Below are 23,128 nucleotides of genomic sequence, written 5' to 3'. Positions count from 1 at the left end.
ACGGCGTTTCGCTCAGAGCGAAATGCGCTGTCCTGATCCGGCCAGAAAGTGTCGGTGGCCGCGGGGAACATGGCGGGCATGAGTCGATCCGCTGCCCAGGCGTCACCGATCGGTAAGTTTCTGGTCGGTTGTCCAGCCTCTGACCCGGAGCTAGGTTCGCTGACGTGACCTCGCCCGGTGGTTCTCCGGCGACGACTCCGATCGGCTCCCGGGCCGAGGCGGAGGGGTACGTCGCGATGGTCTGTTTCAAGCACGGTCCACCTCGGCTGTTCGGCGTCGAGCTCGAGTGGACGGTGCATCACGCGGATGATCCGCACCGGCCCCTCGACGCCGGCCGGTTGAGCAAAGCCCTGGGGCTGCACGCCCCCGCGACCCTGGTGAGAGGCAGTCCGCAACTGCCGCTGAGCCGGGGCGCTCTGGTCACCGTGGAGCCCGGTGGCCAGGTAGAGATCTCAGTGCCCGCGGCGGAATCGATTCCCCGGTTGATCGACGACACCGCCGCCGACGCCGCCGAGCTCACGGCGCTCCTTCTCGACGCGGACCTGATCCCGGGCGACTACGGCCTGGACGCCTTCCGCGCACCCCGCCGCATCCTCACCGTCCCGCGCTACGCGGCGATGGAACACGCATTCCAGCGGCTCGGACCGCACGGCCCGCGGATGATGTGCAGTACGGCGGGCCTGCAGATCTGCCTCGACGCCGGCGAGACCGATCAGACCGCGCTGCGCTGGCGCGCTCTGCACGATCTCGGTCCCGCCCTCGTCGGCCTCTTCGCCAACTCCCGTCGTCGCGCCGGTTCGGACACCGGGTGGGCCTCGGCCCGGACCGAGGCGACCTTCGGGACCTGTGCCCCGTTCACCGAGCCGCCGCCACTCGACGGCGACCCGGCCGCGGCCTGGGCGCGGACGGCGATGGAGGCACCGGTCCTCTGCCTCCGCCGGGGTGACACCTGGGACGCACCGACCGGACTGACCTTCGGTGCCTGGGCAGACGGACAGCTGCCCGGCGACAGACCGACGTACGACGACCTGGACTACCACCTGTCCACGCTGTTCCCGCCGGTCCGGCCGCGCGGGTATCTCGAGGTGCGCTACCTCGACGCGCAGCCGGGGGACGGGTGGATCGCCCCGACCCTGCTGCTCACCGCACTGATGTCCGCTCCGATGGACCAGGTGCTGGCCGCGGCCGAGCCCGCAGCCGGCCGCTGGTTCCCGGCGGCCCGCGAAGGGCTGGAGGACAAGCTGGTCCTGCAGGCCGCGCGAGACGTGGTCGACCTGGCCACCGAGGTGCTCGACCGGACCGGTGCGGATCCCGAACTCATCGCTGCCGTCGCAACCCGGCTGCAGCGCATCGTCGACGACACCCACGGAAGGCGAGCTTCGTGAATCACCAACTATCAGATCTGTCACCGGAAGGCCTGCGCACCTTCGTCGGCGAGCAACTCGAGCGGTCCCGGTCGCGGACCGTCCAGCTGACCGACGCGGTCGACACCGACGACCTGGTCCGGCAGCACTCCAAGCTGATGTCACCGCTGGTCTGGGACTACGCGCATATCGGCAACCAGGAGGAGCTCTGGCTGGTCCGCGACGTCGGCGGCCGCGAGCCGCTGCGCCAGGACATCGACGAGCTGTACGACGCCTTCCAGCATCCGCGCGCGGAGCGGCCTGCGCTGCCGCTGCTCGGCCCGTCCGAGACCCGCGCGTACGTGACCGAAGTACGCGACAAGGTCATGGACGTGCTGGACCACGTGAAGTTCGACGCCGGGCGGGAGCTGGTCGACAACGCGTTCGCGTTCGGCATGATCACGCAGCACGAGCAGCAGCACGACGAGACGATGCTCGCGACGCACCAGCTCCGTACCGGTGGTCCGGTGCTCGACGCGCCACCGCCGCCTCCCGGGCGAGAGCTGAGCCGCAAGGAGGTGTTCGTCCCGGGCGGTGTGTTCGAGATGGGTACGTCGATCGAGCCGTGGGCGCTGGACAACGAGCGGCCGGCGCATGCGGTGTACGTGGCGCCGTACGTGATCGACACGGTCCCGGTGACGAACGGGGACTACCTGGCGTTCGTGCTCGGCGGTGGGTATCAGGATCCGCAGTGGTGGTCCGACGCCGGATGGGCGCACGTGCAGAGGGCTTCGCTGGTCGCGCCGCGGTTCTGGGAGTCGCAGGACGGGGAGTGGTGGCGGCTGCGGTTCGGGCACCGGGAGCGGTTGCCGTTGGACGAGCCGGTGATGCATGTGTGCTTCTACGAGGCTGAGGCGTACGCGAAGTGGGCCGGGAAGCGGCTGCCGACCGAGGAGGAGTGGGAGTTCGCGGCCCGGTTCGACCCGGCCAGCGGCCGGACGCGGCGGTTCCCGTGGGGTGACGAGTCGCCCGGGCCGCAGCACGCGAACCTCGGCCAGCGGCACCTCAGGCCGGCGCCGGTCGGGGCGTACCCGGCGGGTGCGTCGCCGTTGGGCGTCGAGCAGCTGATCGGCGACACCTGGGAGTGGACGTCGAGCGACTTCCACGCGTACCCCGGGTTCCGCGCGTGGCCGTACGACGAGTACTCGCTGGTGTTCTTCGGGCCCGACTACAAGGTACTGCGCGGCGGCTCGTTCGGCACCGACGAGATCGTTGCCCGCGGCACCTTCCGGAACTGGGACTACCCGATCCGGCGGCAGATCTTTGCCGGTTTCCGCTGCGCCCGCGACCCGCGCCCCGAGGAGCTGCACGACTGATGTGCCGCCATCTGGCCTACCTCGGCCCGCCGGTCACCCTGGCGTCACTCGTCCTCGACCCCGACCACTCGCTCTACGAACAGAGCTGGGCCCCCGCCGACATGCGCGGCGGCGGCTCGGTCAACGCCGACGGCTTTGGCCTCGGTTGGTACCCCGAGGGTGATGTCGTCGTGTCCGGCGGCCCGGTCCGGTACCGGCGGAACGTACCGATCTGGACCGACGAGAACCTCCCCGGTCTGGCCGGCTCGATCCGCTCCGGCGCAGTCATCGCCGCCATCCGGAACGGGACGGTCAACATGCCGTACGGGCAAGCGGCGGTCGCGCCGTTCGTGCACGGCAACTGGCTGTTCAGTCACAACGGACGGATCCCCGGCTGGCCCGACTCGACACTGAAGCTGGCTGAGCGGCTCCCGGTCGCGGACCTGCTCCAGCTCGACGCTTCGGTCGACTCGGCGCTGTTGTGGGCGCTCATCACCAACCGCCTGACCGAAGGCGTCCCGCCGGCCGACGCGGTCGCGACCGTCGTCCAAGAAGTCGAGGCGGCCGCGCCCGGTTCTCGGCTGAACGTCCTGCTGACCGACGGCGAGCAACTGATCGCAACCACCTGGACCCACTCCCTGCACGTTCACCGGACCGCCGACTCCGTGACCGTCAGCTCCGAGCACTTCGGTCCCCACCAGTGGACCGAAGTACCCGATCGTTCACTGCTGGTGGCTACCGCCACGACCTTGCACATCACCCCGATGGAAGGACAAGAGTGACCCTCATCGACGTACATCTGACCCCGGACTACGTGTCTCGTGCGCTGCGGGAGGACGTTCGGGCGGGGCTGTCGGCGACGCCGAAGTGGTTGCCGCCGAAGTGGTTCTACGACGCGCGGGGGAGTGAGCTGTTCGAGGAGATCACCCGCCTGCCGGAGTACTACCCGACCCGGGCCGAGCGGGAGATCCTGCGCGCCCGGGCCGGTGAGATCGCGGCGATCACCAAGGCGCACACGCTGGTCGAGCTCGGATCCGGATCGTCGGAGAAGACCCGGCTGCTGCTGGACGGGCTGCGCGACCGCGGCACGCTGACCAGTTTCGTACCGCTCGACGTCTCGGAGTCCGCGCTGCGGGAGGCTTCCGACGCGATCAACGTCGATTACCCGACGCTCGACGTACACGGCGTGGTCGGCGACTTCACCGCGCACCTGGACAAGCTGCCCGGTGAACCGCCGCGGATCGTCGCCTTCCTCGGTGGCACGATCGGCAATCTGATCCCGGCCGAGCGCGAGGCCTTCTACACCTCGATCCGCGATGTCCTCGAGGCCGGCGAGTGGCTGCTCCTCGGCACGGATCTCGTCAAGGATCCCGCCACGCTGGTCGCGGCGTACGACGACTCAGCCGGCGTCACCGCGGAGTTCAACAAGAACGTGCTGCGGGTCATCAACCGGCAGCTCGGCGCGGACTTCGACGTCGACGCGTTCGAACACGTCGCGATCTGGGACGCCGACAACGAGTGGATCGAGATGCACCTGCGCGCCACCCGCGCGATGCAGGTGCTGATCCCGGAGATCCACCTCGAGGTCACGTTCGCCGAAGGGGAGGAGCTCAGCACCGAGATCTCCGCCAAGTTCCACCGCTCCGGCGTCGAGGCCGAACTCGACAAAGCAGGCTTCACCCCAGCCGCCTGGTGGACCGACACCCAAGCCCGCTTCTCCCTCTCACTCTGGCAAGCGGTCTAGCTGTCAAGAAAAAGAGCAAAGAACAAAGAACAAAGCAGGGAAGACAAGAAAAGAGAAAGAGAATATAGAGGGAGCTAGGTGCCGGGTCGAGTTCGGCTTCCGGTGACCGTCAGAACAGGCATCCGCAGACCGCCACCGGACCGGCGGAAGCACTGAGGGCCCTCAAGAACAAAGAACATCAGACAGCGAAGATCAGAGAGGGAGTTGGGTGCCTGGCCGGGTTCGGCTTTCCGGTGATCCCCAGCTACGTTCGGGCCTATTGCCGCCCCGCGGGCGGCCCCACGGCCTAACTGTTGCACGTGGCGACCGTCAGTGGACCGCCGGACGCCACGTGGCAATCAACTCCCACTCTATCTTTCGTCTTTCATTGTTTGTTCTTGGTATTCCTCTCTATCTCTTTTCTTGTTCTTCTTGCTTCTTTGAAGACTTCTGAATTGCCTTCTTGAGGCTCTAGCCGCCCTGCTTGATCAGGCCGTTGATCTTGTCGATGTAGGCCGGGAGGTCGCTGATCGGCTTTTTGCCGCTGAGGATGGGCTGGTAGTTGGCCGTGGTGAGGTCGCCGACCTGCTGGGCCCATTGGGTGGTGAAGCGGACGCCGACCGTCTTCTCGGCGCCCAGGTCGGCCTTCACGGTGTCGGCGACGGTGGTCTGCTGGGCCTTGGTGAGCGCGTCGAAGTAGCTCGCCTGGGCCGGCTTGTACGCCGGCGGCGCCACCGGGGAGGCCGGCAGTACGGCGTCCCAGACCTTGGTGTTGAGGTACTCGAGCACCTTGAACGTCGAGTCCTGGTCCTTCGTGTACTGCGGCGTGCAGATGCCGACCGAGTCGTACAGCGTGGTCGGCGTCTGCACCTGCGGGAACGGCGCGAACCCGTACTTGACCTTCGGCTTGTCGGTCTGGAACCCGGCCGCCAGCCACTGCCCGCCGAACGTCATCGGCACCTTGCCGGCCGCGAACAACGACTGCACGTTCGACGCGTCGTACCCAGGCGGTGCGACCGAACCGTTCTTGATCGCGGCGACCAGCTTCTCGACGCCTTCCTTGTACTTGTCGTCGGCCTCCGCCTTCGTCGGGTGGTTCACGTTGTCGGTGAACGGCGCACCGCCGGCGGACACGGAGTACATGCTCATCGTGAACGGTCCGTCCCCGGACGTCAGCTGGTCGGCGACCAGGCCGTACTTCGCTCCGTTCTTGTTGGCGAGCTTCGCGGCGTCGGCGTACATCTCGTCCCACGTCCAGCCGGCCTTCGGCAGCGGAAGACCCGCAGCGGTGAACGCGTCGGCGTTGTACCAGACGCCGTACGTGTTCATCAGCGACGGCAACCCGCCCATCTGGCCGTCGGCGGTCTTCCAGTTGTCCATCGCGGACGAGACGAAGTTGTCCGACTTGAAGTCGCCGTTGCCGTTCTTGATCTTGTCGGCCCAGTCGACCAGCAGGCCTTGCGACGTGTATTGCTGCTCGGTGTCGTTACCGCACCAGAACAGGTCCGGCAGCTTCTTCGCCTGGGTCAGCGACGCGAGCTTGTCGCCGTACTGACCGCTCGGTGTTTCGAGCAGTTGGACGGTGATGTTGTCGTCCTTGAAATCCGCCAGTGCCTTCTTGATCGCGGCGTTGGTCTCGGCCGACTCCCACGTCATCACCGTGACCGTGACCGGTCCGCTGCTGGAGCTGCCGCCGGAGTCCGAGCCGCTGCAGGCGGTTGCCGCCAGCAACCCGGCACAGGCCAGGGCGGTCACACCCAATGTCCTTTTCACAGGAGATCCCCTCTATTTCTGGTTCGTGCTGCCGAGAGCGCCGAGGCCCTGGATGAAGTAGCGCTGCGCGGCGAAGAAGATGATCAGCGGCGGCAGCATGTACAGCAGGTTGGTGGCCATGTAGTAGCTCCAGTCCGGCGTCTTCCCGGCGAACGGGGAGATGAACGACGCCATACCCACCGACAGTGGCCACTTGCCGGACGAGTACAGGTAGACCAGCGGATTCAGGTAGTCGTTCCAGGACGCCTGGAACGCGAGGATCGCCATCGTCAGCCAGGCCGGCCGGGTCAGCGGCAGCATCACGCTGACGAAGATCCGCAGGTGTCCGGCGCCGTCGATCTTGGCCGCTTCATCGATGGAATAGGGGATCGCGAGGAAGTACTGCCGGGCCAGGAAGATGAACAGCGGGTTCCCGCCCAGGAACGCCGGCACGATCAGCGGCAGCCAGGTGTCGTACCAGCCGATGCTCTTGTAGAGCTGGAACAACGGGATCAGCCCGACCACGCCGGGCAGCAACATGCTGCCGACGAACAGGTAGAACCACACCTTGCGACCCGGGAACCGCAACCGGGCCAGCGCGTAGCCGGCCATCATCGCGGTCAGCACGCCACCGAGCACGCTGAGCGCGGTGATGATCACCGAGTTGAGGAACAGCCGCGGGAAGTGGATCGCCTTCGGCCCGTTGATGAAGTTGCTCCAGGTCCACTCGTGCGGCAGCAACTTCGGCGGGATGTCGAACACCGCGGTCCGGCTCTTCAGGCCGATCGTGATCATCCACAGCAGCGGGACGATCATCACCGCGCAGATGAAGAACGCGACGACGTACCACGACGTCGTACCGATCAGGCGTGGTTTCTTCGCAGCGGGCGCCCTCGTCGCCGGCTCGGTGCCGGCCGTCAACGCGGTCGCTTCAGCGGCATCAGTCGGAAGTGTCACTGTACGTCCAGAGCGATGAGAACTTCGCGGTCAGGGCGATCACGGCGATGATGATGATGAACAGCACCCACACCTGCGCCGAGGCGTACCCGAGCTGCGGGATCCGGCCCAGGGTCGGGAAGCCGTTGTTGTAGATCGACAGCATCAGCACGTTGGTGCTGAATCCCGGCCCGCCGTTGGTCAGGATCTTCGGCTGATTGAACGTCTGCAGCGCGGCCGTGGTCTGCAGGATCACCTGCAACAGCACGATCGGGCTGATCATCGGCAGCGTGATCCGGAAGAACACCGACCACGGGCTCGCACCGTCGACGCGCGCGGCCTCGTACAACTCGGTCGGCACCGACTGCAGCGCGGCCAGGAAGATGATCATCGTCCCGCCGACACCCCACAGCATCACCAGGACGACCGACGGCATCGACGTACTCGAGCCCTGCAACCACAGGCTGGTCGGCAGCCCCAGCCGGTCGAGGATCGTGTTCAGCAGCCCGACCTGAGGGTCGAGCATGAACTTCCACAGCGTGATCGTCGCGACCGCGGGCAGCACCACCGGCAGGTACGCGAGCGTCCGGACCACCCGGACCCCGGCGAACCGCTGGTTGCAGAACATCGCCAGCGCCAGCCCGAGGATCAGCGAGAGCGGGACATAGAGGACCACCAGGTACCCCGTTGCCCGCAGCGCCGGCCAGAACGCCGGGTCGGTCGTGAACAGCCGCCGGAAGTTGCCCAGGCCAACGAAGACCGGATCGGTCAGGCCGTTGTACTTGGTCAGCGCGAGGTAGAACGAGCGGATCAGCGGATACCCCACGAAGACCAGGAAGCCGATGATCGCCGGCGCGATGAACAGGTACGCCGCCTTGACGTCGGACCCGGCGTTCCGACTCATCCCACCTCGGGACTTTGCAGGAGAAACTCTGCTCATGCTCCCCTCGCTTCGCTCGGACAGGAATTCACCCGGCCTCCTGGACGGTAACGTTTCCAACGTTTTACTGTTGGGTGACGATGCCGTGTCGCGAAAAGGAAGTCAACCCCGTGTCCGAAACGTTTCCAACCAAGCCGGAGGTACCCCGGCCGACGATGATCGACGTCGCCCGGCGGGCCGGTGTCGGGCTCGGTACGGTGTCCCGGGTGGTGAACGGCGGGCACGGTGTGCGGGACGAGACCGCGCAGCGGGTCCGGGCCGCGATCGACGAGCTCGGGTTCCAGCGCAACGAGGTCGCGCGGGCGCTCCGGCCGGGGAAGAAGTCGACCAGTCTGGCCCTGGTGCTGGGCGACCTGACCAACCCGTTCTACGCGACGATCGCGAAGTCGTCGCTGGAGATCGCGGGGCAGTCCGGGTTCGCCGTCGTACTCGGAAGCGTCGACGAGGATCCGGAGGGTGAGAAGCGTGCCATCCAGGAGCTCGTCAGTCGCCAGGTCGCGGGTCTGATGATCGTGCCCGACCAAGGCGATCACGCCTTCCTGGAAGGCGCCGGGGTGCCGGTGGTGTTCGTCGACCGGCCTGCGACCGGGATCGACGCGGACATCGTGATGGTCGACAACGAGGGCGGTGGCCGACTGGCCACGGAGCATTTGCTCGCGCAGGGGCACGAGCGGATCGCGATCCTGCTCGCCCCGTCGTACTACACGATCGGACGCCGGCTGCGTGGTTATCGGCGGGCGCACCGGGCGGCGGGGATCGACGTCGACGAGTCCTTGGTCATCCAGCTGCCCGAGGGCAACGCGGAGGCCGCGGAGAAGGCGACCCACGAGGTGATGCTGCGGCCGGATCCGCCGACCGCGATCTTCGCCTCGACGAACTTCCTCACCGAGGGCGTACTGCGCGCGCTCGGCGAGCTTGGTCGCGAGCCGGCTGTGGTCGGGTTCGACGACTTCCGGCTGGCCGACATGTTGCCGACGCCGGTCACGGTTGTTGCCTCTGACATCGCCGAGCTCGGTCGGAGTGCGGCGCGGTTGTTGCTCGATCGCGCGTCCGGCGCCGACACCCGACCGCCACAGCGGATCGTGCTGCCGTGCGGGCTGATCAAGCGCGGGTCCGGCGAACGCCCACCGGATTCTGCTGCCAAGAGAAAGGCTCGATGACAGGCTTCAGCGCTGGCTAGGGTCGGATTGTGTACTACGAGTCTTTCGGTGACGGCCGTCCGATCTTCTTCCTGCCCTGCTGGGGTGGCGACGGCGGCGAGGGTCGCGCCGTCCACGAGCCGGTCTTCGCAGACCGATCGGGCTGGCGACGGATCTACGTCGACCCGCCAGGCACCGGGAAGTCGCCGGCCGTTCCGTCGATCACCGACCAGGACGGCATGCTCGACGCGATCGCCGCACTGATCGACGACCTGTCCGGCGGCGAGCCGTTCGCGCTGGCCGGTACGTCGGCCGGCGGGCTGCACGCTCGCGGCATCGTGCGCCGCGACCCGGCCCGGGTTCTCGGATTGTTGCTGAGGGCACCGGGCATCGTCATCGACCGGGCCCGACGCACGCTTCCGACCGATGAACACCTCGTCCCGTCACCGGATCGGCAACGCCAGCATCAGTACTACGACGCAGCAGAGGCCGCCGCGGACCTCGCGTTCCTCGGTCACATCCAGCGCGACGTCACGACGTACGCCTTGCGCGAGGATCCCGCGGCCCGCTTCGAGCGCCCGACCCTGATCGTGACCGGCCGACAGGACACCACCGCCGGGTACGCCGACGCGTGGTCGATCCTCGACGACTACCCGCGCGCGACCTTCGCCGTACTGGATCAGGAGGATCACCTGCTGCCCGGGCCTGGCCTGGCGATGTATCGAGCGCTGGTGGCCGACTGGTTGGACCGGGTCGATGACATGTTCCGGACATGACCGGCTGGTGAGGGGCGTGCGTCCCCTATAACTGTCGGCATGGCGCCCAGATCGACCGTCCCCTGGATCGGCGTGCTGCTGGCGATGACGGTCGTCGTACTGGCCGATCCGCTGATCAAGGCGGATTGGATGCTGATCCCGCTCGCAGTCGTGGTCGCAGCAGTTGCTGCCTTCGCGATCTCCAGCGGAGTCAACCGGATCTCCGCGGGGACGCCGCGAAGCGCGGCGTGGACGACGGCCGTGGTGCTGGTGGTGGCGTGCATCGCCGTCGGGGTCGCGATGGCCTCGAAGCGCACGTCCTCGGTGCAGTCGCTGGTGCTGGCGTTCGGGCCGTTCGTCCTGTTCCGGCTGGTGGCGAAATCGATGGATCGGTTCATCGACGAGTTCACCCTGCCGCTGGTGGCCGGGATGATCGCGGCGGCGGTGTTCGCCGGCGCGGTTCCAGTGATCGCCTACGGGCATCCGGGGCTGCCGATCTGGCCAGCTATCGGCATCGGTGCGGGGCTCGGCTTCGCGGAGGGGCTCGTGTCGGGCGCGCTGTTGTGGCGGATGGTTCCGAAGTTCCTCCGCTGACCGGGTCGAGCACCCGGACGCGTGAGGGGCGGGACGCGCGTCCGGGTGCTCGCGATCAGAAGTTGGGCCAGGCCCAACCGAGGTAGCTGTTGAAGTAGGGCAGTGCGCGGGTGCCGATCGCGCCGCTGACGCTGGTGGCCCAGAAGGTGCCGTCTCCCTTGGCGACTCCGACGTGGCCGTACGGCGCGGCCAGGTCCCAGAACACCAGGGCGCCCTTCGGCGGGTTCAGGTCGCCGCGATGCGCGACCCCGCGGGCCACGGCGTCGTTCCAGTCGGCCTTGGCGGAGGCCCAGATCGCGGTCTTGCCGTACGAGTTCTCGGCGGCCATCTCGCAGTACCCCTGGTATGCGGTCGATCCGCTGCGCGCGGCGTACCAGGCGATGGCGGCGTCGGCGCGCGGGTTGCTGGTGCAGAGCGGCGCGATCAGGCCGCTGCTGCCGGTGTTGACGTAGGAGTCGGTGATGAAGCCCTTGCCGGGGATGTGGTCCCAGACGAGGCTGCGGCCGTACTTGCCGGTGACGGGTTCGCCGTAGATCTGGCAGTCGATCTCGACCGGTCCGTTCGGCTGGGTCCCGACCGAGCCGAAGCTGGTCGCATTGCCGGACCGGATGGCGACGCCTTGGCCGCTGTCGGTGACCACGGTCCCGGTGGCGGCGCTGGCGGTCAGCGTGCCGGTGCCGAGGGCGGCGGCGGTGGCCAGCAGGGTGGTGAGGGTGATGCGCAGGAGGGCGGTACGCATGATGTTGGTCCTTTTCGCTGGGCGACTGGCGAAGTGACACTTATTTACAGAGAACCAGCGCCGCCCGGCGTTGTCGCAGTAGGCAACGACCCCCTCATCTGCGCAGGTGGGCGCGCGCAGCGATCTCCTCGGCGTCCAGGTACGTCATCATCGGCACGTCGGGCGCGCACAGCATGAACACGACGAACTTGCTCTCGATGTCCGTGCGCAGGTTGGCAGCCTGGTAGTGGACGACGTCCCCGCCCGGCTCCCAGAAGGCTTCACCAGCCTTGATCGGGTACGGTGCCTCGCCCTCGAGCTCGAACAGGATCTCGCCCTCGAGCACGTACCCGAACACGGGCCCGGAGTGCCGGTGCGGGCCTGATCCGGGATCGCCCGGCGGGACGGTGACGGTCGCGACCATCGCGTGCGATCCGGGGGCGATCGTGGGCGTCTGGGTGAGCAAGCTGTCGAAGGTGTTTCTTCGCCGGTCCGATGATTCCCATGCTTCGACGGTAGGTCGCCGAGGGCCGCCGTCCTTGGGCCAGTTCGGGGCGGATTTCCTGGACCAGTTGAGATTCGCAGGGTTACGGTGTAGTCGCGGTACGCAACGATCGGAGTGCGGTGTGAGGCCTGCGCAGCTTCGTGTGGTGATCGGGTCGCGGATGCGTGAGCTCCGGGAAGCCGCCGGCGTACCTCTGAGCCGCGCCGCCGCGGAGTCCGGCTGGGACAAGGGCCACCTGTCGCGGGTCGAGCGCGGACACACCAAGCCCAGCCGCGAGCTCACCGAGTGGTACGACGTCTCGTTCGGCGCCGGCCAGTCGTTGGTGAACCAGTTGATGGAGCTGGACGCCGCCGTACGCGCCGGTCGCGACATCTCCCAGCGGGACCTGCGCCGGCACATCCAACCGGTGCTGCTCGGTGGATCCGTGCCGATCGACCATCACCCCGAGGACCGCGCCGAGCTGGTGGGGGAGACAGTCCCCGACGGCACCCGGGTCTGCCGGGACGAGGCGTTCGAGAAGACGTGGGAGATCCGCAACAGCGGCGAGCGTCCTTGGCGCGACCGCTGGCTGACCCGTCAGGGTGCGGCGGGTGCGCCCGGCTGGCTACGCTCGCCCATCCGCTCGCGAGTCCCCGACGCAGACGCCGGGGAGACCGTGACCGTCGCGATGCGGCTGCAGGCGCCGGCGCAGGTCGGCGCGTCGACGGCGTACTTCAAGATCACCGACGAGGCAGGCCGTCTGTACTACCCCGGGCTGGAGTCCCCACCCATCTACTGCACGATCTTCACCGTCTACGAGCTCTAGCCGAGCTCGGCGTCGATCTCCGCGTCCAGTTCGGCCTTGCGTTTGATCCAGCGCTCGCTCAGGCCCTTGACCTCTTCGCCGATGAAGTCGATGAAGCCCAGTGAGATGCGGATGCGACGGTGGGCGTCCGTGCCGTCGCCGGAGGCGTCGAGGACCTTGCGAAGGGACTCCGACCAGCGCACCAGCGAGGCGTCCTCGCTCATCATCGTCTGGTACCAGGCATCGTCCTGGACGACGTACACATCGCGGCGGGTGCCGGGCTCGCGCTCGCGGGTGGCGAGGCGCAGCTGCAGCAGATAGTTGACCGCACCGGAGACGGCGGCGGGACTGGCCTGCAGTTGGTCGGACAGCTCGGCGGCGGTCATCCGGCCCGACACGCTGGACAGGATCGCGGCGAACACCCGGGCCGCCATCCGCGGCCAGCCTGTCTCGGCGAGCAGGTTGCCGAACTGCTCGGTGTACCGCTTGACGGCGTCGTCGTCTCGATGTGCACTCACCGCCCCATCATCCCCTCTGAGCTGTCAGGAAGCTGTTAGCAAGATTCACAATCTTCTGAACACAGTGTACGTTATGAATCATGACATCAGCCATCGTGGTCTCTGGACTACACAAGTCGTACGGAAGTACGCACGCCCTCGATGGTCTCGACCTGGAGGTCGCGACCGGTGAGGTGCACGGCTTCCTCGGCCCGAACGGCGCCGGGAAGTCCACCACCATCCGCGTCCTGCTCGGCCTGCTGCGGGGTGACGCCGGCGATGTCTCGCTGCTCGATGGCGACCCCTGGCGCGACGCCGCCACGCTGCACCGGCGGCTCGCATATGTCCCCGGCGACGTCAACCTCTGGCCGAACCTGACCGGCGGTGAGGTGATCGACCTGCTCGGCCGGCTTCGTGGCGGACTGGACGAGAAGAAGCGCGACGACCTGCTGCGCCGGTTCGACCTCGATCCGACGAAGAAGGGCCGGACGTACTCGAAGGGCAACCGGCAGAAGGTCGCCCTGGTCGCGGCGCTCGCGTCGAACGTGGAGCTGCTGATCCTGGACGAGCCGACCTCCGGTCTGGACCCGCTGATGGAGGAGGTCTTCCGGCAGGTCATCGAGGAGGACAAGCGCGAGGACCGCACCGTACTGCTGTCCAGCCACATCCTCTCCGAGGTCGAGGCCCTGTGCGACCGCGTCAGCATCATCCGCCGCGGCAAGGTGGTCGAGACCGGCACGCTGTCCGACCTCCGCCACCTCACGCGTACGTCGATCCACGCCGAGCTGGCCGGATCGCCGAACGGGCTGGCGCAGCTGCCCGGCGTCCACGACCTCGATGTCGAGGGCAACCGTGTCCGGTGCGAGGTCGACACGGCACAGCTCGACGCGGTGATGCGGCAGCTGTCCGCGAGTGGGATCAAGAGTCTCGTCGCGCAGCCGCCGACGCTGGAGGAGCTGTTCCTGCGCCACTACGAGGACGACGTACCTGCTGAGGCTGAGGCGGCCGTGCGATGAACGACTTCGTCGGGACCGGGACGTTGGTGCGGCTCGCGCTGCGCCGGGACCGGCTGCTGATCCCGGTCTGGATCGTCGTGTTCGTGATCTCGGCGGCCGGGTCCGCCAAGGCGTCGATCGACCTGTACTCCGACCAGAACGCTCTGGCCGAGGCCGCGCGTACGTCGAACGCCTCGCCGGCGCTGGTGTCGCTGTACGGGCGGATCTTCGACGAGTCCTCGCTCGGGGAGGTCTCGCTGTTCAAGCTGACGGCTTTTGGCGCCCTGCTGGTCGCATTGCTCGCCGGGATCCTCGTCGTACGGCACACGCGCACCGAGGAGGAGAGCGGCCGGCTGGAGCTGCTCAGCGCCGGAGTCCTCGGGCGGTACGCCGCTTTGACCGCAGCGCTGATCGTCTCCGCTGGGACCGTCATCGTGCTCGGTCTGGTCACCGCACTCGCGTTGATGGGGAGCGGGCTGGACACGAAGGGCTCGTTCGCCTTCGGGCTGATGTGGGCCGGGGCCGGGCTTGCGTTCGCCGGTGTGGGTGCTGTGACCGCGCAGGTCACCGAGAGCGCCCGGGCCGCGAACGGACTGACTGCGGTCGTCCTCGGCGTGGCGTACGTGCTGCGGGCGATCGGTGACTCGTCGGCTGACGGCGGTACCCAATGGGTGTCGTGGCTGTCGCCGATCGGGTGGTCGCAGCAGGTCCGTGCGTACGCCGGCGACCGGTTCGTCGTACTGCTGATTCCGGTGGTGTTCCTGGTCGTGCTGATCGCTGCCGCGACCGCACTGATCCGGCGGCGCGACCTCGGCGCCGGACTGGTTCCTCCGCGTCCCGGTCCGCCGCGAGCTGCCGCGTCGCTGCGCTCGCCGCTCGCACTGGCGTGGCGGCTGCACCGAGGCTCGTTCTACGCCTGGGGATTCGCGTTCCTGCTGCTCGGATTGCTGGTCGGCAACATCGCCAGCAACGTCGACGGGTTCGTCACCAGCGACAGCGCCAAGGAGATGGTGCAGAAGCTGGGCGGCGTGGAAGGCATCACGGACGCGTTCCTGGCGACGGAGATGGGCGTCATGGGTCTGCTCGCGTCAGCGTTCGGCATCCAGGCTGCGCTCCGGCTCCGCTCCGAGGAGACTGCACTCCGCGCCGAGCCCCTGTTGGCGACCGGCGTCACCCGGTCGCGCTGGCTCGGCAGCCACGTGCTGATGGCGCTGCTCGGGACCGGTGCGCTGATCCTGATCGCCGGACTCGGCTCGGGGATCTCGAGTGGTGCGTCGCTCGGCAACATGGGCCGCCAGGTGCCGCGGATGCTCGGGGCGGCCGCCGTACAACTGCCTGCGATCTGGCTGGTGACCGCGCTGGTCGTCATCCTGTTCGGTTTCGCACCGAAGCTGGTGACCGGCGGCTGGGTCCTGTACGGCGTGTTCCTGCTGATCGGCCAGTTCGGCGAGATCTTCAACCTGCCGCAATGGATGATCAACCTCAGCCCGTACGGCCACACCCCGCGGCTGCCCGGCGGCGACTTCTCCGTCACCCCGGTGCTCTGGCTGACCGCGATCGCCGCCGCCCTCACACTGGCGGGGTTCGCGACCTTCCGCCGCCGCGACATCGGCTAGCTCCAGACCGCGCTGGTCTGAGGGGTCCAGCGCACCACGGCCCGCCCGGCACCGCACCGGGCGGGCCGTCTTGTCTACGATCGCTGGGTGTTGAGTGAGCGGCTGGCTGAGTTCTGGACCGAACGGCATCTGTGTGTGCTGAGTACCGTCCGCGCGGATGGGACTGTGCACGCGACGCCGGTGGGAGCGACGCTGGACGTCGAGGCGGGGCTTGTGCGGGTGATCTGCTCGGGTACGTCGTACAAGGCGCGGGCGATCCGCCGGCTCGGGGAGGCGGCGGTCGCGGTGACGCAGGTGGACGGGCGGCGCTGGAGCACGATCGAGGGGCGAGCCGTGGTGAGCGACGACCCTGAGCGTGTGCGGGAGGCCGAGCGGCGGTACGCCAAGCGCTACAAGGAACCGCGAGTGAACCCGCAGCGCGTGGTCATCGAAATCACCATCACCAAGGTCCTCGGCAATGCCTGACCCCGTCACCGTCGTGGGCATCGGCGCCGATGGCTGGCATGGCCTGTCACCCGCGGCCCGCGCTGCCATCGAGTCAGCCGACATTCTGATGGGCAGCGCCCGGCAGCTTGCGCTGGTCCCGGATGCTCCTCGAGTTGCCTGGTCCTCGCCGTTGTCCGAATCGCTCCCTCGGCTCCTGCAAGAGCATCGCGGCAAGCGGATCTGCGTACTGGCCAGCGGCGACCCGACCTTCCACGGCATCGGTACGACGCTGGTCCGGATGCTCGGCGCGGACGCCGTACGGGTCATCCCGCATCCGTCGAGCGTGTCGCTGGCCTGTGCGCGACTCGGCTGGCCGCAGGACCAGGTGCAGGTGGTCAGCCTGGTCAACCAGCCGGTCGAGCGCCTGCACCCGCACCTGCAGCCCGGTCGGCAGCTGCTGATCCTCAGCCGAGGTACGCAGACGCCGGCTGAAGTCGCCCAGCTGCTGGTGGCCCGCGGCTACGGCTCCAGTTCGATGACTGTTCTCGAGCAGCTCGGTGGATCGAACGAGCGTGTACGACGAGCAGCCGCCGCCGACTGGTCCGACGATGTCGATGCCCTCAACGTCATCGCCGTCGAGTGTGAAGGCCCTGTCCTCTCGACCGTGCCCGGCCTGCCCGACGACGCGTACGAGAACGACGGGCAGCTCACCAAGCGCGAAGTACGCGCGGTCACGCTGTCGCGGCTCGCCCCGGTGCCGGGGCAGTTGTTGTGGGACATCGGCGGCGGCGCGGGCAGTATTGCGATCGAGTGGTCCCGGCATCATCCGTCCTGCCGAGCAATCGCCATCGAACGCGACCCTGACCGAGCCAAGCGCCTGGAACGCAACGCTGCCGCGCTCGGCGGGGCAGTCACCGTCGTGGAAGGCGCCGCACCCGCTGCACTCGACGGTCTCGAGTCACCGGACGCGATCTTCATCGGCGGGGGAGCGACGGCGGCCGGCATGTTCGACGTCTGCTGGAACGCGCTCAAACCCGGCGGCCGCCTGGTGACGAACGGCGTCACCCTCGAAACCGAGTCCCTCATTGCCGCCTGGCACAAGACCCACGGTGGCGACCTGGTCCGCCTGTCTGTGCAACGCGCAGCCCCCGTCGGCACCATGACCGGCTGGCGCCCAGCCATGCCAGTCACGATCTGGAGCGTCACCAAATGACGGTGCACTTCATCGGTGCAGGCCCGGGTGCTGCCGATCTGATCACCGTGCGCGGGCGCGATCTGATCGCCTCGTCGCCGGTGTGTCTGTACGCCGGCGCGCTCGTCCCCGTCGAGCTCCTCGACCACTGCCCGCCCGGCGCGCGCAAGATCGACACCGCGAACCTGAATCTCGACGAGATCATCGCCGAACTCTCCGCCGCCCACACCGCCGGCCACGACATCGCCCGCCTGCACTCCGGCGACCCGTCCGTCTTCAGCGCGATGGCCGAACAAATGCGCCGCCTCGACGCCCTGAACATCCCGTACGACGTCACGCCCGGAGTACCCGCCTACGCCGCCGCGGCAGCAACTCTCGCCCGCGAACTGACCGTCCCCGAGGTCGGCCAAACCGTCATCCTGACCCGCATTGCCGGCAGCGCGAGTGCGATGCCCGCCGGCGAGGACCTCGCAACCCTCGGCGCGTCGCAGGCAACCCTCGTCCTCCACCTCGCCGTCCAGCAGATCGACCGCGTCGTGGACGAACTCGTCCCGAACTACGGCCCCGATTGCCCCGCCGCTGTCGTCGCCCGTGCGTCCCGCGATGACGAGGTGATCGTGCGGGGAACGCTCGCCGACATCGCCGACCAGGTGAAGGCCGCGGGCATCCGTCGTACCGCGGTGATCATCGTCGGAAAGGTGCTCTCGGCAACAACATTCCGAGACAGCCATCTCTATTCAGCCGACCGCAGCCGATGAAGGTTCTGCTGCTCGGAGGGACCGGGGAGGCGCGCGAGCTTGCGCGGGTGCTCGTCGGTGCGGGGGTCGGCGTGATCTCTTCGCTCGCGGGACGGACGACGGAGGCCCGTCTGCCTGTCGGGGAGGTGCGGACGGGTGGGTTCGGCGGCGCGGACGGTCTCGCGGACTGGCTTCGTGAGCATCCGGTCGACGCTGTGATCGACGCGACGCATCCGTTCGCCGCGACCATGACCGCGCACGCAGCCGCCGCACGCCGCGAGACCGGCGTACCGCTGCTCGTACTTCGCCGTCCGGGCTGGACTCAAGGTCCCGACGACAACTGGCACTGGGCCGACTTAGCCACCGCCGCTAACCTGCTCCCGAGTCTAGGGTCGCGGGTCTTCCTGACGATCGGAAGGCAGGGCCTCGACGCCTTCGCCACCACCGGACTCTGGACCCTCGCCCGCTGCGTCGACGCTCCCGAACCCCGCCCGACGTGGTGCACGCTGATCCTCGCCCGCGGTCCGTTCACGCTCGCCGACGAGCTGGCGCTTCTCCGCGAACACCGCATCGACGTCCTGGTCACGAAGGACAGCGGCGGCCCAGCCACCTCGGCCAAACTCGACGCCGCCCGCCAACTGCACCTTCCGGTCGTCATCATCCGCCGTCCGGACCTTCCCGCTGGCCTCGAGACGGTCTTGTCCGTCGACGAGGCCGTTCGCTGGGTGATGCGGCCCACCTAGCGCCGGTCGGGTGACGGCTCGATAGATTGGCGTCATGGGGATTCAGATCGCGCCAAGCATCCTGTCGGCCGACTTCGCTCGGCTGGCCGAGGAGGCTGTGGCGGTGTCCAATGCGGACTGGCTGCATGTCGACGTGATGGACAACCACTTCGTGCCGAATCTGACCCTCGGGATGCCGGTGGTCGAGTCGCTGGCGAAGGCGACCGACAAGCCGCTCGACTGTCACCTGATGATCGAGGACCCGGATCGTTGGGCGCCCGGGTACGTCGAGGCGGGCGCGTCGAGCGTCACGTTCCACATCGAGGCCTGCCGGGCGCCGATCCGGACCGCGCGGGAGATCCGGTCCAAGGGAGCACGGGCCGCGATGGCGCTCAGGCCCGCGACGCCGATCGAGCCGTACGAGGACCTGCTCTCGGAGCTCGACATGATCCTGATCATGACCGTCGAGCCCGGCTTCGGCGGGCAGAAGTTCCTCGACATCTGCGTCCCGAAGATCCGACGTACCCGCCAGCTGCTCGACAAGCACGGCCTGGACCTGTGGATCGAGATCGACGGCGGAGTCTCGGCCGACACCATCGAGCAGTGCGCCGAAGCAGGCGCTGACGTCTTCGTGGCCGGCTCGGCCGTCTACGCCGCCGACGACCCCAACGCCATGGTCGAGAACCTACGCACCCTCGCCGAGCAAGCCACCACCAGCTAACTCCGCCCGCACGGGCGCAACCGACTCCGGCGGCACGCGTAGCAGCAGCACCATCGACAAGCCGGCGAGTACGGCCGCCAGTAGCCACACGTACCGCACGCCGAACCCCTCGATCACCGCACCCGACACCGCCGCCCCGATCGCCGCGCCGCCCATGGCAGCGCTACCCATCCACCCGAACACCTCGGTCCGCGCCACATCCGGCGTCAACGCACCCAGCCGCTCGTACAGCGCGCCGATCGCCGGCGCCAACGTCAGCCCCGACACCATCAACGCGATCCCCAACGACACCGGCGACCACGTAGCAAATACACACAGCAGCATCCCAAAGGACACCAGCGCAGCCCGCCGCCAAAGGTACGACGTACGCCGACCAGGCAACGCGCCCGCGACGGCACCGCCGACCAGGCTGCCGAACGCCCAGACCGCCTCGAAGATCCCCGCGATCAGCCGCTGACCGTGCTCATCCGCGAACGCGACGATCCCCAGCGAGATCCCGTTGAACGACATCACCCACAGGCCGAACGAAAGGATCAACGGCAACCGATACCGATGCCACAGCAACTCCCGCGTAGTCACCCTCGCGTGGTGATCGTGCGCAACCGGCTCAGGTTGTCGAAGTGCATACCACCAGATGAAGACGGCCGACATCGCCGCCGCGAGCAGTACGCCGAGCCGCGGACTGGCAACGCTCACAGCAGTTGCCCCAAGCATCGGCCCGACCATGAACAGCAACTCCTGCGCCGTCGCATCCACCGAGTACGCCGTCCGCAGCGCCGGCCCCTGCACTACCCGAGGCCAGGCCGCCCGCAACGTCTGCATCACCGGAGGCACCAGCGCACCCGCGATCACCGCCAACGCAGGCAGCAACCGATGCAGCCCAGCCGGCAACAACGCGATCGCAAGCAGCGCCACACTCCACGCGAGACCCGTCACCAGCAACACGCCCCGGGGCCCACGCCGATCCGCGGCCCGCGACCACACCGGCCCGGCGATCGCCGTACCGATCGAGTAGGCACCGGCCACCACGCCGGCCCAGCGGAACGAGCCACTCGCATCCTTCGCGAGGAACGCGATCGGCACCATCGTCGCGAGCATCGGTAGCCGCGCGAGCAGCGAAGCCACCAGCAGCGACATCACGCCGTGTGCTCGCCACAACTCTCGGTACCCGGACAACTCCATGGCCGCATTCTCGCCGCCTCCACCGACAGTTTCCGTATTTCTCCGGGGCAGGCCACTACGATGAGCCGCGTGAGCGAGCACAAACCGGTCGAGAGTTGGCTGACGGACATGGACGGCGTGCTGGTGCACGAGGAGCGCGCGATCCCCGGAGCCGGTGAGTTCATCGCCGCGCTGCAGGCGTCCGGCAAGAAGTTCCTCGTCCTCACCAACAACTCGATCTTCACGCCGCGCGACCTCCGGGCCCGCCTGCTTGCCGCGGGCATCGACATCCCGGAGGAGGCGATCTGGACCAGCGCGCTCGCCACCGCCCAGTTCCTGGACGACCAGCGCCCGGGCGGTACGGCGTACGTGATCGGCGAGGCGGGCCTGACGACGGCGCTGCACGAGATCGGGTATGTGCTGACCGAGCGCAACCCGGACTACGTCGTCCTCGGCGAGACGCGGACGTACTCGTTCGAGGCGATCACCAAGGCGATCCGGCTGATCGCCGACGGCGCGCGGTTCCTCGCCACCAACCCGGACCCGACCGGACCGTCGCAGGAGGGGCCGCTGCCCGCGACCGGTTCGGTGGCCGCACTGATCACCCGCGCGACCGGCATCGCGCCGTACTTCGTCGGCAAGCCGAACCCGCTGATGATGCGCAGCGCGCTGAACCGGATCGAGGCGCACTCCGAGACCAGCGTGATGATCGGCGACAGGATGGACACCGACATCATCAGCGGTCTCGAGGCGGGCCTGCGCAGCGTGCTTGTGCTGTCCGGCTCCACCGGCGAGCACGAGGTCGAGCGGTTCCCGTACCGCCCGACCCGGATCGTCGAGTCGATCGCCGACGTCGTACCGCTGGTCAGCGCGCTGTCCTAGCAGGTCAGGGTGCGGAAGCCGTACCCCTGCGCCTTGAGTGTCTTGAGGATGGTCGGCAGCGCTGCGACCGTCTGACTGCGGTTCCCGCCGCCGTCATGCATCAGGATCACCGAACCGCTGTGCACGTTCTTCACCACACGCTGCACGATCGCCGCCGTGCCGGGCTTGGTCCAGTCACGCGAGTCGACGGTCCACACGACCAGGTCCTTGCCCAGCGCCGTGGCCCGTTGCCGGACGGTCGCGCTGACTCCGCCGTACGGCGGTCGCAGGCAGCCCGGCGTACTGCCGATCTGCGCGCGGATCGCCTGGTCCGTCGACATGACCTGCTGCCGGAACGCTGTCGCGCTGAGTTTGCGCAGGTCGGCGTGATTCCAGGTGTGGTTCTCCACGCTGTGACCGGCGGCGTGGATGCGCTTGGTCAGCTCGGGATGTTTCTGGACGTTCTGGCCGACCTCGAAGAACGTGGCCTTCGCGTCGTACTTCGCCAGGATGTCGAGCACCTTCGGGGTGTACTCGATATCGGGACCGTCGTCGAAGGTCAGTACGACGTACTTGGTAGGTAGCGGTGTCTTGGTCGGTGCGGCCGCTGCCGGCGCCGCTGCGGGTGGTTCGGGCGTGACTGGTTTGGCGGGTGACTTCGCGGCCGCGACCACGACCGTGCCGATCACCGCGCTCACCAGCATCATCATCGCCAGACCGATCATCCGGTTCCCGGCGCGGGTCAAGCGAACATCCATGCGTCCCCCAGGGCGGTGGGTGGCTCACTCCTCTCGTCCACCCTGTGCATGTCGCCGCCGAAAGCCAGCGCCCACGCCGCTGCCGCGTCAACGAGTAACGAATACCGGACGCCGGCTAGTGACACCACAACGGATAGAAGAGGTAACCCCGGGCCTTGAGCGCCTTCAGGATCTTCGGCAGCGCGGCGACGGTCTGACTGCGGTTGCCGCCGCCGTCGTGCATCAGAACCACCGAGCCGCTCCGTACCTTCGCCAGTACGCGGCGCACGATCACCGACGTACCCGGACGGCTCCAATCGGCCGGGTCGACGGTCCACAGCGTGAGCTTCTTGCCGAGCATCGCGGCTCGTTTCGCGACCACTCGGTTCGTCGCGCCGTACGGCGGTCGCAGGCAGCGCGGGGTGTAACCGGTCTGTGCCTTGAGGTAGCGGTCCGTGGTCCGGACCTGGTACTTGAACGTGGGCCAGCTGACCTTGGTGAGGTTCGGGTGCGACCAGGAATGGTTCTGCACGCTGTGGCCGAGCTGATCGACCCGCCGGGTGATGGCCGGGTACCGCTTGATGTTCTGGCCGACCTCGAAGAACGTCGCCCGCACGTGGTAGGCCTGAAGGATCTTCAGGATCTGTGCGGTGTAGCGCGCGCTCGGCCCGTCGTCAAAGGTGAGATAGACCCACTTCGGCCTCGCCACCTGCTGTTTCACCGTGGCTTGGACGGGCGCAGCCGCGGTGGCGGTGGCTCGTGGCTCGGTGCTCACCGTCAGGCCCAGCGTCGCTGTCAGCCCGACGGCGAGCGCCGTCGAGATCATCAACCGAAGATCTCTCACCACAACCATCCCCCAGCCATGGTCGACCCGGTCCCGGGCCTGTCTCCATAGTGGCCCTCGGCAACCAAATGCGCC

The 23,128-nt window shown here is 68.0% G+C and carries 25 protein-coding genes; 16 read left to right on the top strand and 9 right to left on the bottom strand.

Translation table 11 applies throughout. The features are described 5' to 3' along the window. Positions 1–164: 164 nt before the first annotated feature. From FDA38_RS32520 to egtD, 4 genes are read left to right on the top strand one after another with little or no spacing between them, the layout of a single operon-like run. Positions 165–1,385 (top strand): glutamate-cysteine ligase family protein, encoded by a 1,221-nt coding sequence (locus FDA38_RS32520; RefSeq protein ID WP_137258014.1) that lies wholly within the window; start codon positions 165–167, stop codon positions 1,383–1,385. After that, the gene (egtB, locus tag FDA38_RS32515; protein ID WP_137258013.1) at positions 1,382–2,719 is read left to right on the top strand and encodes an ergothioneine biosynthesis protein EgtB; all 1,338 of its coding nucleotides are present in this window, start codon (positions 1,382–1,384) and stop codon (positions 2,717–2,719) included. Before FDA38_RS32520 ends, egtB begins: the two co-directional genes overlap by 4 nt. Beyond that, complete coding sequence (egtC, locus tag FDA38_RS32510; RefSeq protein WP_137258012.1) at positions 2,719–3,480, top strand: ergothioneine biosynthesis protein EgtC; 762 nt, start codon at positions 2,719–2,721, stop codon at positions 3,478–3,480. The genes egtB and egtC overlap by 1 nt, the downstream gene beginning before the upstream one ends. Beyond that, on the top strand, positions 3,477–4,442 hold the full coding sequence (gene egtD, locus FDA38_RS32505; RefSeq protein WP_137258011.1) for an L-histidine N(alpha)-methyltransferase: 966 nt from the start codon (positions 3,477–3,479) through the stop codon (positions 4,440–4,442). The genes egtC and egtD overlap by 4 nt, the downstream gene beginning before the upstream one ends. 450 nt (positions 4,443–4,892) lie before the next feature. On the opposite strand, the gene FDA38_RS32500 is transcribed toward egtD, so the two are convergent. Genes FDA38_RS32500 through FDA38_RS32490 form a run of 3 tightly spaced genes read right to left on the bottom strand, consistent with a single transcriptional unit; the run spans position 4,893 to position 8,013 of the window. Then, positions 4,893–6,194 carry an ABC transporter substrate-binding protein gene (locus FDA38_RS32500; RefSeq protein ID WP_137258010.1) on the bottom strand — a complete coding sequence of 434 codons (1,302 nt, stop codon included), beginning with the start codon at positions 6,192–6,194 and terminating at the stop codon, positions 4,893–4,895. A gap of 12 nt (positions 6,195–6,206) precedes the next feature. Then, positions 6,207–7,130, bottom strand: coding sequence for a carbohydrate ABC transporter permease (locus tag FDA38_RS32495; RefSeq protein ID WP_233715065.1), 924 nt, complete (start codon positions 7,128–7,130; stop codon positions 6,207–6,209). Then, a complete protein-coding gene (locus tag FDA38_RS32490) occupies positions 7,114–8,013 on the bottom strand; it encodes a carbohydrate ABC transporter permease (protein WP_233715064.1) in 900 nt (299 codons plus the stop codon). Before FDA38_RS32490 ends, FDA38_RS32495 begins: the two co-directional genes overlap by 17 nt. 146 nt (positions 8,014–8,159) lie before the next feature. On the opposite strand from FDA38_RS32490, the gene FDA38_RS32485 reads away from it, so the two are divergent. The 3 genes from FDA38_RS32485 to FDA38_RS32475 are packed head-to-tail and all read left to right on the top strand — an operon-like array spanning position 8,160 to position 10,537. Next, on the top strand, positions 8,160–9,209 hold the full coding sequence (locus tag FDA38_RS32485) for a LacI family DNA-binding transcriptional regulator (protein WP_233715063.1): 1,050 nt from the start codon (positions 8,160–8,162) through the stop codon (positions 9,207–9,209). Between the two features lie 29 nt (positions 9,210–9,238). Next, positions 9,239–9,964 carry an alpha/beta fold hydrolase gene (locus FDA38_RS32480; protein ID WP_170989950.1) on the top strand — a complete coding sequence of 242 codons (726 nt, stop codon included), beginning with the start codon at positions 9,239–9,241 and terminating at the stop codon, positions 9,962–9,964. A gap of 39 nt (positions 9,965–10,003) precedes the next feature. After that, entirely contained in the window at positions 10,004–10,537 is a 534-nt protein-coding gene (locus FDA38_RS32475; RefSeq protein WP_137258008.1) for a hypothetical protein, read from the top strand. A gap of 55 nt (positions 10,538–10,592) precedes the next feature. Here FDA38_RS32475 and FDA38_RS32470 read toward each other — a convergent pair whose 3' ends face one another. Both FDA38_RS32470 and FDA38_RS32465 read right to left on the bottom strand, forming a co-directional pair. Then, entirely contained in the window at positions 10,593–11,276 is a 684-nt protein-coding gene (locus FDA38_RS32470) for a CHAP domain-containing protein (protein WP_137258007.1), read from the bottom strand. Positions 11,277–11,370: 94 nt separating this feature from the next. Beyond that, positions 11,371–11,721, bottom strand: coding sequence for a cupin domain-containing protein (locus tag FDA38_RS32465; protein ID WP_233715062.1), 351 nt, complete (start codon positions 11,719–11,721; stop codon positions 11,371–11,373). Positions 11,722–11,881: 160 nt separating this feature from the next. On the opposite strand from FDA38_RS32465, the gene FDA38_RS32460 reads away from it, so the two are divergent. Next, complete coding sequence (locus FDA38_RS32460) at positions 11,882–12,565, top strand: NBR1-Ig-like domain-containing protein (protein ID WP_137258006.1); 684 nt, start codon at positions 11,882–11,884, stop codon at positions 12,563–12,565. On the opposite strand, the gene FDA38_RS32455 is transcribed toward FDA38_RS32460, so the two are convergent. Continuing rightward, positions 12,562–13,062 carry a GbsR/MarR family transcriptional regulator gene (locus FDA38_RS32455; RefSeq protein ID WP_137258005.1) on the bottom strand — a complete coding sequence of 167 codons (501 nt, stop codon included), beginning with the start codon at positions 13,060–13,062 and terminating at the stop codon, positions 12,562–12,564. The two genes, FDA38_RS32460 and FDA38_RS32455, sit on opposite strands and share 4 nt — an antisense overlap. Positions 13,063–13,142: 80 nt before the next feature. Here FDA38_RS32455 and FDA38_RS32450 point away from each other — a divergent pair, with 80 nt between their 5' ends. The 7 genes from FDA38_RS32450 (at position 13,143) to rpe (ending at position 19,450) form a co-directional block, all read left to right on the top strand. Next, positions 13,143–14,057, top strand: coding sequence for an ABC transporter ATP-binding protein (locus FDA38_RS32450; RefSeq protein ID WP_137258004.1), 915 nt, complete (start codon positions 13,143–13,145; stop codon positions 14,055–14,057). Then, a complete protein-coding gene (locus tag FDA38_RS32445; RefSeq protein ID WP_137258003.1) occupies positions 14,054–15,652 on the top strand; it encodes an ABC transporter permease in 1,599 nt (532 codons plus the stop codon). The genes FDA38_RS32450 and FDA38_RS32445 overlap by 4 nt, the downstream gene beginning before the upstream one ends. An 87-nt stretch (positions 15,653–15,739) precedes the next feature. After that, the gene (locus FDA38_RS32440) at positions 15,740–16,117 is read left to right on the top strand and encodes a pyridoxamine 5'-phosphate oxidase family protein (protein WP_137258002.1); all 378 of its coding nucleotides are present in this window, start codon (positions 15,740–15,742) and stop codon (positions 16,115–16,117) included. Next, positions 16,110–17,291, top strand: coding sequence for a precorrin-6y C5,15-methyltransferase (decarboxylating) subunit CbiE (gene cbiE, locus FDA38_RS32435; protein ID WP_137258001.1), 1,182 nt, complete (start codon positions 16,110–16,112; stop codon positions 17,289–17,291). The genes FDA38_RS32440 and cbiE overlap by 8 nt, the downstream gene beginning before the upstream one ends. Further along, positions 17,288–18,028: a precorrin-4 C(11)-methyltransferase gene (gene cobM / locus FDA38_RS32430; RefSeq protein ID WP_137258000.1), complete on the top strand. Its 741-nt coding sequence runs from the start codon at positions 17,288–17,290 to the stop codon at positions 18,026–18,028. The genes cbiE and cobM overlap by 4 nt, the downstream gene beginning before the upstream one ends. After that, a complete protein-coding gene (locus FDA38_RS32425; protein WP_137257999.1) occupies positions 18,025–18,750 on the top strand; it encodes a cobalt-precorrin-6A reductase in 726 nt (241 codons plus the stop codon). Before cobM ends, FDA38_RS32425 begins: the two co-directional genes overlap by 4 nt. A 34-nt stretch (positions 18,751–18,784) precedes the next feature. Continuing rightward, complete coding sequence (gene rpe / locus FDA38_RS32420; protein ID WP_137257998.1) at positions 18,785–19,450, top strand: ribulose-phosphate 3-epimerase; 666 nt, start codon at positions 18,785–18,787, stop codon at positions 19,448–19,450. Here the strand turns inward: rpe and FDA38_RS32415 are convergent. Further along, positions 19,415–20,632 (bottom strand): MFS transporter, encoded by a 1,218-nt coding sequence (locus FDA38_RS32415; RefSeq protein WP_137257997.1) that lies wholly within the window; start codon positions 20,630–20,632, stop codon positions 19,415–19,417. The genes rpe and FDA38_RS32415 overlap by 36 nt on opposite strands. A 108-nt stretch (positions 20,633–20,740) precedes the next feature. Here FDA38_RS32415 and FDA38_RS32410 point away from each other — a divergent pair, with 108 nt between their 5' ends. Further along, the gene (locus FDA38_RS32410) at positions 20,741–21,493 is read left to right on the top strand and encodes an HAD-IIA family hydrolase (RefSeq protein ID WP_380178905.1); all 753 of its coding nucleotides are present in this window, start codon (positions 20,741–20,743) and stop codon (positions 21,491–21,493) included. Here FDA38_RS32410 and FDA38_RS32405 read toward each other — a convergent pair. Together FDA38_RS32405 and FDA38_RS32400 are read right to left on the bottom strand one after the other, a co-directional pair. After that, on the bottom strand, positions 21,490–22,230 hold the full coding sequence (locus FDA38_RS32405) for a polysaccharide deacetylase family protein (protein WP_233715061.1): 741 nt from the start codon (positions 22,228–22,230) through the stop codon (positions 21,490–21,492). The two genes, FDA38_RS32410 and FDA38_RS32405, sit on opposite strands and share 4 nt — an antisense overlap. 115 nt (positions 22,231–22,345) lie before the next feature. Further along, entirely contained in the window at positions 22,346–23,053 is a 708-nt protein-coding gene (locus tag FDA38_RS32400) for a polysaccharide deacetylase family protein (RefSeq protein WP_233715060.1), read from the bottom strand. Between the last annotated feature and the right edge of the window lie 75 nt (positions 23,054–23,128).

This window comes from Kribbella jiaozuonensis, assembly GCF_005233875.1.
Taxonomy (GTDB): domain Bacteria; phylum Actinomycetota; class Actinomycetes; order Propionibacteriales; family Kribbellaceae; genus Kribbella; species Kribbella jiaozuonensis.
This window is presented reverse-complemented; position numbering and strand designations above follow the sequence as displayed.